This is a genomic window from Streptomyces krungchingensis, from assembly GCF_054729265.1.
Genome location: NZ_JBPUKY010000001.1, coordinates 9,075,007 through 9,091,597 on the forward strand (window position 1 = coordinate 9,075,007; position 16,591 = coordinate 9,091,597).

The window sequence follows — 16,591 nt, forward strand, 5'->3', positions numbered from 1 at the left end:
GACGGCCGACCGCGGCAGACGCGGGACCCGGCCGCCGTGACCGCCCGGCTCAGCGGGACTCGGCCGCGGTGCGCAGGGTCAGTGCCCGAAGGGCGAGCTGCATCTCGAACTGGGCTGCCGGATCGTGCAGTTGGTCCCCGAACAACTCGTCCAGCTGGCGCATCCGATAGCGCACCGTCTGCGGATGCACGGCGAGCCGTGCCGCCACCTCGCTCGCGTTGTGCCCGCACTGGAGCCAGCTGAGCAGCGTCTCCGCCAGCCGCTCCCGCTGCGGCGAACGCATCTCCACCAGCGGCCCGAGCCGCCGCTCGGCCATCGCGTCGACCAGGGCTTCGTCGCGGAACAGCAGGAGCGTCGCGAGATGGTCCTGGCAGCGCACCGGTTCCGCGCCCGGCAGGATGCCGCGCCGCGCCAGATCCAGCGCCTCGGTCGCCCAGCGCCACGACCGCGCGCCCTCCTGGAGTGCCACGGTCGGACCCATCGCCGCACGCAGTCCGTGCAGCGCTCCGGCGACCACCCGTGCCCTGCCCGGTCCGTCCGGGTCGGGCACGACCAGGACGGCGGGCTGGACGTCGAACCGTGCCAGGAACTCCGCGGGCACGATCGGCCGTACGGCCCCCGGCCGTGACCCCTGGTCGACGGCGACGACCGCGAGGGCCCGGGGCACCGGCCAGCGCGCCGAGTGCGCGAGATCGCTGATCGCCTCGGCCGACGCGGGAGGATCCGCGGTGAGCAGGTCGATCAGCCGGCTGCGGCGCTGCTGCAGCTCCCCGGCCGCGTGCAGCCGCGCCTCCGTGTAGCCCGCCGTCGTCGCGGCCGCCATCTCGTCCAGGTGCAGGAACAGCGCCTCGCCGAGGGCGGCCAGCACCTCGCGGGGCAGCAACTCCGCGTCGACCAGCGCGTTCACCCGCCGCCAGGTCACCCGCGCGCCGAGGCGCAGCGCGGACTGGAACGAGTCGAGACTGCGCCCCTCCTCCGCCTCGCCCCGCCCGATCCTCAGGTACGTCGCCTTCACCGGCTCCCAGTCGGTGTCCGGCTTCGCCATCCGCTCCAGGAACCCCTGCAGCGCGTGCTCCACGCCCTGGTGCACGACATGCATGTACGTGTCGTCGGTCGGCCGGGCGTACTCGGGGATCTCGGTCCTGATGGCCCGTACGACCTCTTCGGCGATGTCGGCGAAGAAGGGCCTGAGGTGGTCGTGCAGGTCCGAAGGGAACACCTTGAACGGACCGTTGGGCTCGTCGTCCACGGCTCGGGCTCCTCCTGCGCACGGGATCAGGGGTTCCGAGACGATACGACAGGCGACCCGTCCCGGCTCATCCGCCGCGGACGGACATAAGGGTGCGGTTCGTCACATCGCCTTTGTCAGCGAGCTGACAGAAGCGGCATGACGAACTGTCAGCGGACCGTCTAACTCGACCGGCGTCCGTCGGCGGAGGCTGGGGGAGACCACCCACCGCTCGCCTCCAGGGCGCAACAGCACTGCCCTACCCACGAGTTGGAGCCACCATGACCGCAGCCCGGCCCGGGGCCGACGCCTTGCTCACGGACCATCTGCGGTACTGGGCCCGCCGGCGCCCCCAGCAGTGCGCCTTCCGGCACGTCGAGTTCACCGGCTCCGCCTTCGAGGGACGGCACCGGACCCTGGGCTGGCGTGCCATGGACGCCCGCGCCCGTGCCGTCGCCGCCCGTCTGGTGACCCTCGCGGCGCCCGGCGACCGGGCCGCCCTGGTCATGCCGCAGGGCCTCGACTACGCGGCCGCCTTCCTGGGCTGTCTCTACGCCCGGGTGATCGCGGTACCGCTGTCCAGGCCACAACTCGCGGGCCACGACGCCCGACTGGCCGGCGTGCTCGCCGACTGCGAACCCGCCGTCCTGCTCTGCGACTCCGCCGACCTCACCTCCGTCGAGGCGTTCGCGCTGGACCACGACCTGCCCGCGGTGCCGGTCGTGCCCGTGGACCACCTGCCCATCCAGCGTTTCGGGTTCGACGAGTACGAGTCCGTGCCGGATCCCGACGAGACCGCCTACCTCCAGTACACCTCCGGTTCCACCCGCGACCCGGCCGGCGTGATGATCAGCCATGCCAACCTGGCCGCCAACGCCCGCGCGGCCCTTCACGCGTTCGTCGACGACCCCGGGGCCACCACGGCCGTCGGCTGGCTGCCCCTCTTCCACGACATGGGCCTCGTCCTCAGCGTCGTCGCTCCCGTCATGGGCGGGTTCCAGTCCGTCCTGATGGACCCCGTCGCTTTCCTGGAGGACCCGGCACGCTGGCTCCGCCTGCTCGGCTCGTACGACGGCACCGTGAGCGCGGCGCCGAACTTCGCGTACGACTACTGCGTGGCCCGCTCCGGTCCCGGCACCGCCGAAACGCTGCGGCTGGACCGGGTGCACGTCCTGATCAACGGCGGGGAGCCGGTACGGCCGGGGACCATCGACCGCTTCCATGCGGCGTTCGCGCCCGCGGGGCTCGACCCGGCGACCCACCGGCCCGCGTACGGACTCGCCGAGGCCACCGTGCTGGTGACGGCCGACACCCGCGCGACGGCCCCCACGACGGTGCGGTGCGACGCCGAAGCGCTCGCGGCGGGGCGCATCGAAGCGGCGTCGGAAGGGCCGACCGCCGACGGCGCGGTGGCCGAACTCGTCGCGTGCGGCCCGCCGGCCGGACAGGAACTGCTGATCGTCGGGCCCGAGGGCGAAGAGCTGCCGGAGGACCAGGTCGGCGAGATCCGCCTGGCCGGCCCCAACATCGCGCGCGGCTACTGGAAACGGGCCGATCCCACCCCCTTCGACCCGCGGGGCCGCCTGCGCACCGGCGATCTGGGCGCCCTGCACGACGGGCGGCTCCTGGTCACCGGACGCCTCAAGGATGTGATCGTCGTCGACGGACGCAACCACTACCCCCAGGACATCGAGGAGACCGTGCGCACCACCGTGGACCTCGTACGCCGGGACCGGCTGGCCGCGTTCGGGGCACCCCGCGCGGATGGCACCGGGGAGGACCTCGTCGTCGTCGCGGAGTACGACCGGGACACCGAACCCACGCCGGAGGAAGTGCGCGAAGCCGAACACACCGTGCGTGCCGCCGTGTCGGCGCGCCACGGGCTGCGCCTGGCGTCGCTGCTCCTGGTCCCCCCGGGCTCGGTGCCGCGCACCAGCAACGGCAAGCCGGCGCGCGCGGCCGGCCGGGCACGGTTCCTGGAAGGGGGGTTCGATCCCCGATGAGTCCCTCGCGCACCGAGATCCGGGCCGTGGTCGCCGGGCGGCTGCGCTCCTGGTACGCCCTCGATCCCGGCGAGATCGCCGACGACCGCCCGCTGGCCGAACTGGGTCTCACCTCGCGCGACGCGGTGACCCTGACGGCCCTGCTCGGCGAGGTCGTCGGACGTCGGCTGCCGGAGACCCTGCTGGGGGACACGCAGACGATCGACGCGCTCGTGGAGCGGCTGACGCGGGAACGGCCCGACGGACACGGGGCGCCGTGGCACGGCCCGCGAGCGGACCGGGACATGGACCGGGACATGGACCGGGCCGCCGTGGCCGTCGTCGGTGTGGGCTGCCGATTCCCCGGCGGTGCCGACACCCCCGACGCGTACTGGCGCCTGCTCAGGGAAGGCCGCGACGCGGTCGGCGCACTCCCGGACGACCGCCGGGACGCCGGCCCGCACCTCGCCGCCGCACCACGCTCCGACGGCTCGCCCCACGTGGGCCCGCCGCACGTGGGCTCGCCGCACGACGGCCCGCCGCACGAGGACGCGCCCCACGTCGGCCCGCCCCACGAGGACACGGCCCACGACGGCACACCCCTCGACGGCCCGCCGCACGAGGGCCCGCCCGACGACGGCTCGCCCCACGTGGGCACACCCCACGACGGCACGCCCCACGTGGGCCCGCCGTACGGCGGCTTCCTCGACGACATGGCGGGTTTCGACGCGGACTTCTTCCGTATAGGCGCGGACGAGGCCGCCGCCATGGACCCACAGCACCGTGTGCTCCTCGAAGTCGCCCGCGAGGCCCTCGACCACGCGGCGCTGCCCGTGACCCGCCTCGCGGGCAGCCGCACCGGGGTCTTCGTCGGCATCAGCGGCAGCGAGTACGCCCAGGTCACGGCGGGCGCGCCGGACACCTGGACGGCGGCGGGCACCGCGCCGGGCGTCGCGGCGGCCCGTCTCTCCCACGCCCTGGACCTGCGCGGCCCGAGCCTGGCCGTCGACACGGCCTGTTCCTCCGCGCTCGTCGCCGTGCACCACGCCGTACGGAGTCTGGCGACGGGGGAGAGCGACACCGCGCTCGCCGCCGGTGTGAGCCTGCTGCTCGCGCCCCGCGCCCCGCACCGTGCGGGAGCACTCGTGCCGGACGGCCGCGGGGGTGCGTTCGCCGCCGGGGCCGACGGGACCGTACGAGGCGAGGGCTGCGGTGTCGTCGTGCTGAAGCGCCTCGCGGACGCCGAACGCGACGGAGACCGGGTGCTGGCGGTCGTCCGGTCGACCGCCGTCAACTCCGACGGGCGCACCGGCGGTCCGGCGGCCCCCAACGCGGACGCCCGGCGCGCCCTGCTCGCCGAGGCGCACACCGACCCCGCGGACGTGGACTACGTGGAGACGCACGGCGTCGGCACCCCGCAGGGCGATCCCGCCGAGGCGTGTGCCCTCGCCGCGGCGCTGGCCTCCGCGCGCACCCCGGACCGGCCGCTGCTCGTCGGTTCGGCCAGGGCGAACCTGGGACACCTGAGGGCAGCGGCCGGCATCGCCGGGCTGATCAAGACCGTACTGGCCCTCCAGCACGGTGAGATACCGCCGCACCCGCACGTCACCCCGGCCGGCACCGGCGGCGGCCTGGAGGCGCTGGGCCTGCGCGTGGTCACCTCGGCCGAGCCGTGGCCGCGCCACTCGGGGACGGCCACCGCAGGCGTGTCGGCCTTCGGATTCAGCGGCACGAACGCACACGTCGTCCTCACCGAGCACCGCGCGCGCCCCCGGCCGGAGGGGCCCCGGACCGGGCCCGCGCTGCTGCTGCTCGACGCGCCGAGCGCGGAACGCGTGCGTGCGTACGCCGGTGAGCTCGCCGACTGGCTCCGTGCCGGACCCGGGGTGCGTGACGCCGACCTGTCCCGCACCCTGGCCGGCCGTACCGGGCGCGGACACCACCGCGCGGCCGTGGTGACGCGGGGCCGTGCCGCGACCGTGGAGGCGCTCGGCCGTCTGGCCGGGGGCGAGAGGTCCCCGCACGTGGTGACCGGAGCGGCGGATCCCCGCGACGGCGCCGGGACCGTGTGGATCTTCCCGGGCGAAGGCTGCCCATGGCCGGGCGCCGGCCACGAACTCCTGGAAACGGAACCGGCGTTCGCGGACGCCGTCGAGCGCCTGGAACCACTGCTGCGCTGGCACGCGGGCATCTCCCTGGCCGAGGGACTGGGGGCGGACGCCGACCTCTCCTCACCCGCCGTCGCGATGCCCGTCCTCTACGGTCTCCAGCTCGGCCTCGCCGCACTGTGGCGCTCCTTCGGGCTCGAACCCGCGGCCGTGATCGGTCACGCGGCGGGAGAGGTCGCCGCGGCGGTCGTGTCGGGGGCCGTCGACCCCGTCACCGGCGCGCGGATCGTCGCCGCGCGCGCCCGGCTCCGCGCCGGGCCGAGGTCCGACGGACCGACCCCGACGTCCGGCCGGCCGACAGGGGGCACGAGCGGCACGTCTGAGCCCCGACTCGCATGCATGGAAGGGGAGTTCGCGCGACAGCTGGGCGAACTGCCGGCGGCCGCCCCGGGCTGCGCCCGCTACTCGGCCTCGCTCGCCGACCCCCGGAACGCCCGGTACGACACCGCGCACTGGGAGGCGAACCTGACCGGGCCCGCCCGTCTGCCCGCGGCCCTCGGCGCGGCGGCCGAGGACGGGCACCGCGTCTTCGTGGAGGTCACCCCGGACACAGCGGGCCCGCAGCCGCCGGCCGGCACGCTCGTCGTCCCCACCCTGCGCGAGAACACCGACGACGCTCTCGCCTTCGGCACCGCGCTGGCCACCCTTCTCGTCAACGGCGTCCGCGTACCGGACCTGCGCGAACGCCTCGCGGGCCGCATCGAGGACGTGCCGCCGCCCCGCTGGCGCCATCGCCGTCACTGGTTCGGTGAGCAGGCCTCCGCCGCCTCCGGGCGGGACCCTGTGCTCGCCGCCCCGGACGGCGAGCACAGGCCATCGGCCTAGGCCGCGCGCGGCAGCGGAGTCATCTCCAGCCTGTCCGGCTTGACGGTGACGACGGCCTGGGGGCGCGGCGGTGAGGCGACGAGCACCGCATGCATGCCCATCAAGATCACTCGGCATCCCTGGTGCTCGGTCACATCCGGCGGCCTCGACGCCCCGTACCGTTTGCCACCGCGTTGTCGGCGTGGGGATTTGTCGACGTGGACGTGCCTGCCGGAGCGTGACCGAACACTCACGGGTGCCACGTGGGGGAGTTGATCCTTTAGGTGTCCAACCCGATAAGCTCCCGTGCGGCGCTGCGAGTTGACGCGAACACACTCGGTCGTCTCGCCCGGCGTTCCCTGACGCGTACGGCGCCTGCACACCCCCCCGTTCGAGCGTGTTGCTTTCGAAGGATGCAGATGGAACTTGCCACTCCGCCCCCGGCGGCGCGGGCACCCGTCGCCTGGTACAGCTGGTGGCTGATGCCCCTCGCCTTAGGTGCAGGCACGGTCGCCACCGCCGTCGCGGGCCCCGACCAGGTCCAGATACCCGCCACGTTCGCCGGCGCCGCGGCCACCGCGGCCGGCGCCGCCTGTGTACGCCTCCTCGTCCGCACGCAGTCCCAGCTGCGCCGCACCAACGGTGAGTTCCGCGCCTCGCAGGCCGAGCACTCGCAGCAGTGGCAGCAGCATGTGGCCGGTCTGGAAAGGAAGTTCACGGCCGAGCGATCCGGCCTCGAACACCGACTGACCGAGCAGGCCCAGGCCTTCGAGGCCCGGCTCACCGAGGAGACCCAGGCCTACGAGAGCCGGCTGGCCGAAGAGGCGAAGGCGTACGAGACCCGGCTCGTCTCCGAGAGCCAGGGCTACGAGGCACGCCTCACCACCGAGGCCGAGGTCTGGCAGGAGCAACTCGCCCTCCAGCAGGCAGCCGTGGCGCGACTCGCCGACGTCCAGCTGCCCGAGGCGCTCAAGCGGCTGCGCTCGGGCGAAGCCATCGACGACATCCTGGCCGAGCTCGCCGGGGAGTCCGAGGCGAGCCCCGAGCTGCGCGGCGAGCTGCGCAAGGTCCTGCGCACCGCACTGATCGGCATGGAGGAGGAGTTCGACCGCTCCACCTCGGCCGAACAGGCCGTCATCAGCATCGGCAGCCGCATCCACGTGCTGACCAGCAAACTGCGCGGACGCCTGCACGAGATGCAGGGCGAGCACGGGCGGCTGCCCGCGGTCGCCAGCGGCCTCATGGAGCTCGACCAGGAGATCGGCCCGGCCGACTGTCTCGCCGCCAGCATCGGCGTGCTCGGCGGCTCGGACCGGCCCGGACGCCAGTGGCAGGAACCGCAGCGGCTGCTCAGCGTGGTCCGCGGCGGTATCGGCCGCATCAAGGACTTCGACCGGATCCAGGTACGTCACCTGCCCGAACTGGGCGTCGACGGCGGCCTGGTGGACCATCTGACGCTGATCTTCGCCCACCTCCTCGACAACGCGGCGCGCTACTCGCCGCCCACCGAGCCCGTGGTCGTCTCCGGCAAGGAGGTCCCCAACGGCGTCGGCATCGAGATCCAGGACTCGGGCAAGGGCCTGAGCGAGGAGAAGAAGCGCGAGGCCGAGCAGTCCCTCACGGGCACCGCCGCGGGCCCCGGCCTCGGCGGCATCTCGGAGGACGCCAACCTCGGCCTGCGGGTCGTCGGCACCCTGGCGCGCCGCTACGGCATCCGTGTCACCTTCGCGGACTCGCCGTGGCTCGGCACCTCGGTGGTCGTCGTGGTCCCGCACAAGTACTTCAGCCCGCTGCCCGCCGCCGTCACCGAGCCGGCTCCGGCCGCCGCCGCGACCGCGCCGAGCACCGAGTCCACGACGCCCGCACCGACCACCGAGGACATGGACACCACTCCCGGCGGCCTGCCCCGGCGCAGGAGCAGGCGCAGTGACGCGACGACGGTGGACCGGCCGAGGCCTGCCGGACGTACGGAGGAGAACGTGGCCGCCGTACCGCCGGACGCGTCCTTCGCCGGCCTCGCCGCCTTCGCCACCGCCGGACGCGAGAGCGAACCGGCGCGCGAGACGACCGCGGACCGGGACCCGGCAGCCGGCGGCGAGCAGACCGCCGGGCCCGAGTTCAACGAGCACCGCACTGAAGAGAGCGACTAGTCCCATGACGCAACAGGGAACCGACGTGAGCTGGGCGCTCCGCGATCTGACGGAGAGCATCCAGGAGATCCGCTTCGCCCTCGTGGCATCGAGCGACGGCAAGGCCATCACCTCCTACGGCGCCGACGACCCCGACGACGTGGACCGTTTCGCCGCCGTGGTCGCCGGCCTCCAGGCGCTGGCCCAGCCCGTGGCCGAGCAGTTTCCCCAGTACGCGGGGCAGTTGCGGCTCGCGATGATCGAGGTCGACGGCGGCCACCTGTTCGTGGTGCGCGCCGGCGTGGAGACGTACCTCGGAGTGCTCGCCAAGGAAGGCCTCGACCAGGGTCTCCTCGGCCACCAGATGAGAGACCTGGCCCGCAGGATGGGTGAGCTTCTGGGCACCACTCCGCGCCTGGAGGAGCACTCTGGATGAGTGCTCCCCGCCCGCCCACGGACCCGTCCGGTCTCGAGCGCTACTACGTCCTCACCGGGGGCCGCAGCGGACCGGGCGGTTCGGCGTCGAGCCTCGACGTGGCGACCCTGATCGTCTCCCGCGCCGCTGCCGTCCCCGGCATGCAGCACGAGCACGAGGAGATCATCCGGCGCTGCCGCGATCCGCTGTCGGTGGCCGAGCTCGGCGCCCACCTCGGATTGCCCTTCAACATTCTCGCGGTGCTCCTGGCCGATCTGCTGGACGCAGGCCGCGTCGAAGCCCGTCATCCCATCCCGGCGTCAGGCGCCGGCAGCGGGCCCGACCTCGCGCTCCTTGAGGAGGTACTCAGTGGACTTCAAAGGCTTTGACCACCCCGACCGGCAGACGGCCGGGGGCCCCCGCTCGGTGAAGGTGATGATCGCCGGCGGCTTCGGCACCGGCAAGACCACCATGGTGCGGTCCGTCAGCGACATCAAGCCGCTGACCACCGAGGAGACACTGACCCAGGCCAGCGTGGACGTCGACAACCTGATCGGGGTGGCGGACAAGCAGGAGACCACCGTCAGCCTCGACTTCGGCAAGATCGGGATCAACGACCAGCTGCTGCTCTACCTGTTCGGGACGCCGGGCCAGGAGCGTTTCTGGTTCCTGTGGAACGGCCTGTTCAAGGGTGCCCTCGGCGCGGTGGTCCTGGTCGACACCCGGCGGCTGGCCTCCAGCTTCCGGGCCATCGAGGAGATGGAACGGCAGAACGTGCCGTTCGTCATCGCCCTGAACGTCTTCCCGGACTCCAAGGACCACCCGATCGAGGAGATCCGCGACGCCCTGGACATTTCGCCGCACACTCCGATCGTGGCCTGCGACGCCCGCGACCGTGCTTCCAGCCGTGACGTGCTGATCGCCCTGATACGCCACCTGCAGGAACGCTCTGCCGCCGCTATGGAGCCCCGATGAACGACCAGCCCTTAAACGGTCCCGACGCCCCCCGCGGCTGCCCGGTCGCGCACGGCGGCGCGAGCGACACCACCCGTCTGTACGGCCCGGACGCCGCTCTCGATCCGCAGGGGATCTACGCGCGGCTGCGCAAGGAGTACGGGGCCGTCGCACCCGTACTCCTGGAGGGCGACATCCCCGCCTGGCTGGTCCTCGGCTACCGGGAGAACCGCCGGGTGCTCGACAACGCACGGCAGTTCAGCCGTGACGCGCGCATCTGGCAGGACTGGAAGGACGGCCGTATCGAGGCCACCTCCCCGCTGATCCAGATGCTCGGCTGGCGCCCCGACTGCGTGTCCCAGGACGGCGAGCCGCACCGCAGGCTGCGCGGAGCCGTCACCGACAACCTCCAGACGGTCGCAGGCCGCGGCATCCGGCGCCACATCACGCATTTCGCGAACAAGCAGATCGACGCGTTCGCGGACGAGGGCAGCGCCGATCTGGTGGCCGACTACGCCGAGTACCTGCCGATGCTCGTGCTCACCCGGCTCTTCGGGCTGCCGGCGGGCGAGGGCCGCAATCTGGCCGTCTCCTGCGCCCAGGTCATCAAGGGCGGCGCGGACGCCGTGGTGCACAACGACCGCATCATGGAGATCCTCGCCGAGCTCGCCGAGCGCAAGAAGGAGGAGCCCGGCGCCGACTTCACCACCGGACTGCTCGGCCACCACGCGGACCTCGACGACGACGAGGTCCTCAGCCATCTGCGGCTGGTGCTGATCACCGCGCACACCACGACCAGCAACCTGCTGGCCCGGGTGCTCCAGCTGGTGCTCACCGACACCTCCCGGCTCGCCGGACTCGTCAGCGGCCAGCTGAACGTCTCCGCGGTCGTGGAGGAGGTCATGTGGAACACCCCGCCGCTGGCCGTCCTCCCGGGCCGCTTCGCCACCGTCGACCTCGAACTGGGCGGCCACCACATCAAGGAGGGCGACCTCCTGGTGCTCGGCCTCACGGCCGGCAATCTCGACCCGGAGATCCGGCCCGACGCGGGTGTGTCCGTCCAGGGCAACCAGTCGCACCTGGCCTTCAGCGGTGGCGCCCACGAGTGCCCCGGCCAGAACATCGGCCAGGCCATCATCGAGACGGCCGTCGACGTCCTCCTGCACCGGCTGCCGGGCCTGCGCCTGGCCGTGCCGGCCGACGAGCTCACCTCGACCGCCTCCACCTGGGAGGCCCGACTCGACCGGCTGCCGGTCGAGTTCGCCGCGCAGGCCACGGCGGTCTGACCGCGCGCTCGGCGCTGCCCGGCCGGACCGCTCCGGCCGGGCAGCGGCGCGTCAGACCGCGAGCAGGTCGTCCAGCGATCCCCTGCCCGCCAGTTCGGCGGTCGCCGCCGGGCCTTCCTTGGCAGCGGCGTAGCGGCCCGAGGTCAGGCCCCACTCGTAATTGCCGTTGATCCAGTGCTGGATGGCCTCTACGCCCATCCGGACCTGGGCCTGCTGCTCGGCGGTCAGCCGGAGCTCCTCGCACATCTCCGGCACGCGCGCCTCCAGCGCGAGGTACTCGTCGAGGCAGTCGGTGGTCATCCGATAGGCCTCGGCGGCGGCCTCCTCCCAGCCGCAGTCACGCTCGCGGTGCAGCACGGCGATCAGGTTGTGCCCGTCGCCCCGCCGCTTCTCGCGCTCGAAGGAGTGGATGTCGTTCATGAACCCGATGGTGTCGGCGGCGAGATCGCGCATCCGGACCATCAGCGGATGGGCCTGGACCTGTGCCGGCACCTCGAAGCCACGGCTGCGCTCACCGGCGTCGATGCTGTGGTGGATGCCCACCGTCCGGCGCCGGAACTCGGCGTACTCGGCGAGGCTCAGTGTGCCGGCCAGGTCCCGCGCGGCGAGGTCGACCTCTTCGGTGTGGGCCACCAGGAAGCGCCCCCAGGAGGCGGCGAACCGGGTCCGCCATGTCAGGGACATGCCATTCGAGAGATGGCCCCAGACCTCCGCCCAGGCCACGGTGATCGGGCAGCTGACGCGGGGAGCGGTCCCCGCGGGACGCAGCGGGGTGGCTATCAACTCCCTGGCGACCTCGGCTATCCGGTCCGCGCGGTCCGGTTGTCCCGTGTCGAACTGGTCGTCGAACAGGAAGGCCAGCGAGAACCAGTTCATCAGGACGACCATGTCGTCGGCCGAGGCGTGAGGATAGGTCCGTGCCGCCGCCTGGGGCAGGTCCCAGGACTGGTACTCCTCGAATCCGGCCTGGCTGCGCACCAGCCCCATGTCCCACACCCAGCGCAGGTGGCGCTCTCGGGCGTACTCCAGGTGCTCGCTGACGGGGGTCGTGAACGGGAGGTCGAACCTGACGTCCTGCGGCATTCGCGTCCTTTCCTGAGGCGATTCACAGGCCCCCGCCCCTGTGCACGGGCGATCGCTCTCGACGCCCGCTGACTCGAACTGTGCCTTTTGAGCCGGTAGTTGACGACTCAAGCGCGCTTCGAGACTGCCCAGAGCCTAAACGATCTATGGTGTGACATCCGTAACGCGTGATGCGGGTGTGAAACCAGAGACGCGCCCCTCATGACGCGAGAGCCGTGCCTCTCACGACGAGGGGCGCGCCCTTCACGACGAGGGGCGCGCCCCTCCGCAGAGGTGACGCGCCCCTCGCCCGTCCCGTCCCACCGTGTGGCAGGGGGCCGGGCCGTACGGAATCAGGCGTCCGGTGCCGCGTACACGCGCTCACCGCCGACATAGGTGAGCGCCACCCCGGTCCCGCCGATCGCCTCCGGCGGGCCCTGGTACGGATCGCGGTCCAGCACCACGAGATCCGCCAGCGCCCCCACCCGCACACGGCCCGTGTCGTCGAGGTGGTTGGCGTACGCCGAGCCCGCGGTGTACGCCGTCAGCGCGTCCGTCAGGCCGATGCGCTCGCCGGGCAGGAACACCGGTCCGGGCTCGTCGGGGCTCACCCGGTTGACGGCGACATGGATGCCCTGGAGCGGGTCGGCGCTGCTCACCGGCCAGTCGCTGCCCGCCGCCAGCCGTGCCCCGGAACGCAGCAGCGCGCCGAACGGGTACTGCCAGGAGGCGCGTTCGGGGCCGAGGAACGGGATCGTCAGCTCGTCCATCTGCGGCTCGTGCGCCGCCCACAACGGCTGGATGTTCGCCGTGGCACCCAGGTGCGCGAACCGGGGCACGTCGTCCGGGTGCACGACCTGGAGATGGGCCAGGTGCGGACGTGTGTCGCTGGGGCCGTTCGCCTTCCGGGCCGCCTCGACGGCGTCCAGGGCGTCGCGCACGGCCCGGTCGCCGAGCGCGTGGAAATGGCACTGGAAGCCGAGCGCGTCCAACTCCGTGACGTACGCGTGCAGTCGGTCCGGGTCGATGAAGCTCGTGCCGCGATTGGCCGTCGCGCAACCGCACTTGTCCAGATAGGGACTGAGCAGTGAGGCCGTGCCGTTCTCGGCGACCCCGTCCAGCATGAGCTTGACGCTGCCGGCGCTGAACCGGCCGTGCGCCGACGCGGCCCGCCGCTCCACGAGTTCGGGGATCTGCTCGGCGCCCCGCGCACGGTCCCACCACAGCGCGCCGACCACACGAGCGGTGAGCGACCCGTCCCGGGCCGCCGTCAGATACGCCTCGGACGGATCGTCCATGCCGAGGAAGGACCCGAGGAGCGCGTCCTGCCACGCGGTGATGCCGAGCGAGTGCAGATGCCGCTGGGCGTGCAGCAGCGCGGCGAGCCGGTCCGCCGCGGTGGCCGGCGGGGTGAGCCGGCCGACGGACTGCATCGCCCCCTCCTGGAGCATGCCGGTGGGCTCGCCCGTGGCGTCGCGCTCGAACCGGCCGTCGGCCGGATCCGGCGTGTCCCGGGTGACCCCCGCGAGCTCCAGCGCGAGGCTGTTGACCCAGGCGCCGTGATGGTCCCGGTTGGGCAGGTACACCGGCCGGTCCGGCACCACCGCGTCCAGCAGCTGCCTGGTCGGCGTACCGCCCTCGAAGGCCTCCATGGACCAGCCGCCGCCCGTGATCCACTCCCGGTCGGGGTGCGCGGCGGCGTACGCCCGGACGGCGGCGAGCGTCTCCTCGGCCGTCTTCGCCTCCGTGAGGTCGCACTGGGTCAGTTCCAGGCCCGCCGGGACCGGGTGGACGTGTGCGTCCTGGAAGCCCGGCAGGAGCAGGCGTCCGGCGAGGTCGACGACCTCGGTCCCCGGTCCCGCGAGGTCGTGGACCTCCGCGTTCCCGACGGCGGTGATCCGGTCGCCGGTCACGGCGACGGCCGTGGCGGTGCGGCCCTCGGGGGTGAGGACCGGGCCGCCGGTGAAGAGGAGATCAGCGTGCATGTTCGGTTCCTTGGTCGGACGGGATCAGCGGCCCGGGCGCGTCGGCGTCGGTGCCGAGCCCCGTGACGAAGTAGGGGGACCTGCGCACCCACTTCGCCCACGCGGCGGCCACGAAGCCGGAGGCGATCATGACAGTGGGGGTCAGCAGCAGGAACCAGCCGTTGTCCGCGCTGACTTCGAGATGGTCGGCCGAGGTGTAGAAGGAGTACGCGAGGTATCCGCCGAGCCCCAGTAGCGCCACCGCGCTCACCGTGGGCAGGACCACCGCCCGTATGCCCTGCCGCAGGTCCTCGCGCAGCAGCCCGCGAAAGCGCGCGGCGGCGGCGAGGGCGATGAGCGCGTACGACAGCGCGACGACGATGCCGACCGCGTTGACCGTCGCCATGATCATGTCGGCGAGCCGGGGGATCACCAGGGCGAGCCCGGCCACGGCCGTCGCCAGCGCGCCGATCAGCAGGGTGCCGGTCGCCGGAGTCCCGTACCGCGCGCTGACCCTGGACCACACGGGGCCGAGCGTACGGTCCCGGCTCATCGCGAACATCCCGCGCGCCGTGGGGATCACCCCGGACTGCAGCGAGGCCACGGCCGAGAAGAGCAGGGCCACCAGAGGCAGCGCCGCCAGCGGCTGGGCGGCCAGCCGTTCGCCGAAGAACGCCAGCCCCTCCGCGCCGTGCCCGGCCAGCTCCTGCTCGCTCAGGACGCGCTGGAAGGCCACGGAACCCAGCAGGAACAGCCCCAGCATCGTCACCAACGTGATCGTCCCCGCCCGCGAGGCGTCCCGCGGGTCGCGCACCTCCTCGTTCACCGTGAACGCCGCGTCGAAGCCCCAGTAGCAGAAGACGGACAGCAGCAGACCCTGGGCGAGCGCGGTCGTGGACGGGATGGCGAACGGGTCGAACCAGCTCAGGCTGAAGGGATGCGGTCCCGTCACGATGCCGTAGCCGCAGAAGCCCAGCAGCACCACGTACTCGAAGACCAGCAGCGCGCTCTGCAGCCGGGCCGCGGTGCGCACGCCGGTGACCGCGGTGAGCGTGACGGCGGCCAGGACCACGATGCCGACCGCGGTGGTCTGCGCGGTGGAGCCCGGGTCGAGCCGCAGACCGCCCAGGTCGTGCAGCCCCGCGTCACCGGCGAGCTGGAGCATCGCCGACCCCGTGACCGCCGTGGTGTACGCGAGGAAGGCCACCGTGGCCACGATGTTCACCCAGCCGACCAGGAAGCCCAGCCAGGGAGTGAGCGAACGGCCCACCCACGTGTAGCCGCTGCCCGCGTTCGGCTCCACCCGGTTGAGCCGCGAGTACGCGCCGGCGATGCCGAGGACGGGCAGGAAGGCCAGCAGCATGATGGCCGGCAGATGCAGTCCGACCACTCCCGCGGTCACTCCGAGACCGATGCCGATGCTGGTGGTCGCCGCCGTGCTGGAGGCGGCGATGGCGACGCCGTCGACGACGCCGAGGGTTCTGCGCAGGGACGGGGGATCCCCGCCGTACGGCTGCTGCGACATGTCCTGCTCCGATCGCACCCGGGGCCTGGGACCGGCCCGATGACCGGAAATGAAACTGCTCGGGCACTTAACAGGTCAACGCTGTTGACATAAGGTTCCGGCACCGGAAGGAGAGCACATGAACGACCGAGTCGTCCCGCCCGCCGCCCGTCGGCGCCGACGCCCCACCAAGACGGGGGTCGTGCTCTCCGAGGAGCTGATCGTCGAGACCGCGCTGCGGCTGCTCAAGGAGCACGGGGCCGACGCGCTCACCGTCCGCCGCCTCGGCCTCGCGCTCGGCGCCGACCCCACCGCCCTGTACCGCTACTTCCGTGACACCGACGACCTGTTGCTCGCCATCGCCGACGAACTCATCGGCCGTACCCTGCGCACCTGGCGGCCCACCGGCGACTGGCGCGCCGACCTGCGCGACCTGGGCCTGCGCATGCACGCGGACTACCTCGCGCACCCGCAGGCCGCGGTGCTCAGCTCCTACCGCGTCACGGGCCGCGTCCACGAGATCGAGGCGGTGGAGACGATCCTCGGCGTCCTGCGCGGGGCCGGCTTCCCCGACCCCGAGGCCGTACGGACCTACCACGCCTTCGTCGACCAGGCCCTGGCCTTCGCCGCCCTCGACGCGGCGAGCGTCGCCCTGCCACGGCCGGCCCGCGAGGCGGAGGCGGACGTGTGGCGGGCGACGTACGCCCGGCTGCCCGCCGACAGCCACCCGCACATCGCGGCGAGTGCCCGTCATCTGGTGGCGGACATGCGGCGCAGCGCCTACCCCGCCGCCCTGGACCTGCTGCTGACCGCCGCGGCGGCCCGGCTCGCGGAGATCGAGGGGCAGCCGAAGGCGTAGGGGGTGTCGTTTGGATCAGCTCGGGTCCGCGACGCCCGGCACGGCACCTCGCCGCGTTGTCGCCTCACCCGAGTACGCCCAGTACGCGGGTGAGGCTCCGCCTTGCGATGCACCGCACCATGCGCCGCGGCCTGATCCGACCTGATCCAAACGACACCCCCTGGGCGAACCCGGCGTGCACAGCGGGAAAGAGGGGCGAACAGCTGTGCCCGTCGCCGCGCTCGATCATGATGGTC

The 16,591-nt window shown here is 72.9% G+C and carries 12 protein-coding genes; 8 read left to right on the top strand and 4 right to left on the bottom strand.

Features of this window, described 5'->3' with window-relative positions; translation table 11 throughout:
• Positions 1-49: 49 nt before the first annotated feature.
• Positions 50-1,249: a PucR family transcriptional regulator gene (locus tag ACSYGO_RS39365; protein ID WP_426676650.1), complete on the bottom strand. Its 1,200-nt coding sequence runs from the start codon at positions 1,247-1,249 to the stop codon at positions 50-52.
• Between the two features lie 260 nt (positions 1,250-1,509).
• On the opposite strand from ACSYGO_RS39365, the gene ACSYGO_RS39370 reads away from it, so the two are divergent.
• The 7 genes from ACSYGO_RS39370 (at position 1,510) to ACSYGO_RS39400 (ending at position 10,966) form a co-directional block, all read left to right on the top strand.
• Positions 1,510-3,231 (top strand): fatty acyl-AMP ligase, encoded by a 1,722-nt coding sequence (locus ACSYGO_RS39370; protein WP_460389541.1) that lies wholly within the window; start codon positions 1,510-1,512, stop codon positions 3,229-3,231.
• The gene (locus ACSYGO_RS39375; protein ID WP_460389542.1) at positions 3,228-6,203 is read left to right on the top strand and encodes a beta-ketoacyl synthase N-terminal-like domain-containing protein; all 2,976 of its coding nucleotides are present in this window, start codon (positions 3,228-3,230) and stop codon (positions 6,201-6,203) included. The genes ACSYGO_RS39370 and ACSYGO_RS39375 overlap by 4 nt, the downstream gene beginning before the upstream one ends.
• Before the next feature lie 398 nt (positions 6,204-6,601).
• Entirely contained in the window at positions 6,602-8,332 is a 1,731-nt protein-coding gene (locus ACSYGO_RS39380; protein WP_460389543.1) for a sensor histidine kinase, read from the top strand.
• Positions 8,333-8,336: 4 nt separating this feature from the next.
• Entirely contained in the window at positions 8,337-8,747 is a 411-nt protein-coding gene (locus ACSYGO_RS39385) for a roadblock/LC7 domain-containing protein (RefSeq protein WP_028798637.1), read from the top strand.
• Positions 8,744-9,115 (top strand): DUF742 domain-containing protein, encoded by a 372-nt coding sequence (locus ACSYGO_RS39390; RefSeq protein ID WP_028798636.1) that lies wholly within the window; start codon positions 8,744-8,746, stop codon positions 9,113-9,115. The genes ACSYGO_RS39385 and ACSYGO_RS39390 overlap by 4 nt, the downstream gene beginning before the upstream one ends.
• Positions 9,096-9,701, top strand: a complete 606-nt coding sequence (locus tag ACSYGO_RS39395) for a GTP-binding protein (RefSeq protein ID WP_460389544.1) — start codon at positions 9,096-9,098, stop codon at positions 9,699-9,701. The genes ACSYGO_RS39390 and ACSYGO_RS39395 overlap by 20 nt, the downstream gene beginning before the upstream one ends.
• A complete protein-coding gene (locus ACSYGO_RS39400; protein WP_432175878.1) occupies positions 9,698-10,966 on the top strand; it encodes a cytochrome P450 in 1,269 nt (422 codons plus the stop codon). The genes ACSYGO_RS39395 and ACSYGO_RS39400 overlap by 4 nt, the downstream gene beginning before the upstream one ends.
• 51 nt (positions 10,967-11,017) lie before the next feature.
• Here ACSYGO_RS39400 and ACSYGO_RS39405 read toward each other — a convergent pair whose 3' ends face one another.
• The 3 genes from ACSYGO_RS39405 to ACSYGO_RS39415 form a co-directional block, all read right to left on the bottom strand.
• Positions 11,018-12,049 carry a 7-epi-alpha-eudesmol synthase gene (locus ACSYGO_RS39405; protein WP_426676644.1) on the bottom strand — a complete coding sequence of 344 codons (1,032 nt, stop codon included), beginning with the start codon at positions 12,047-12,049 and terminating at the stop codon, positions 11,018-11,020.
• Positions 12,050-12,381: 332 nt separating this feature from the next.
• Positions 12,382-14,013, bottom strand: coding sequence for an amidohydrolase (locus ACSYGO_RS39410; protein ID WP_426676643.1), 1,632 nt, complete (start codon positions 14,011-14,013; stop codon positions 12,382-12,384).
• Entirely contained in the window at positions 14,003-15,517 is a 1,515-nt protein-coding gene (locus ACSYGO_RS39415; protein WP_426676642.1) for an APC family permease, read from the bottom strand. The genes ACSYGO_RS39410 and ACSYGO_RS39415 overlap by 11 nt, the downstream gene beginning before the upstream one ends.
• 118 nt (positions 15,518-15,635) lie before the next feature.
• Here ACSYGO_RS39415 and ACSYGO_RS39420 point away from each other — a divergent pair, with 118 nt between their 5' ends.
• The gene (locus ACSYGO_RS39420) at positions 15,636-16,355 is read left to right on the top strand and encodes a TetR/AcrR family transcriptional regulator (RefSeq protein WP_426676641.1); all 720 of its coding nucleotides are present in this window, start codon (positions 15,636-15,638) and stop codon (positions 16,353-16,355) included.
• Positions 16,356-16,591 lie beyond the last annotated feature (236 nt).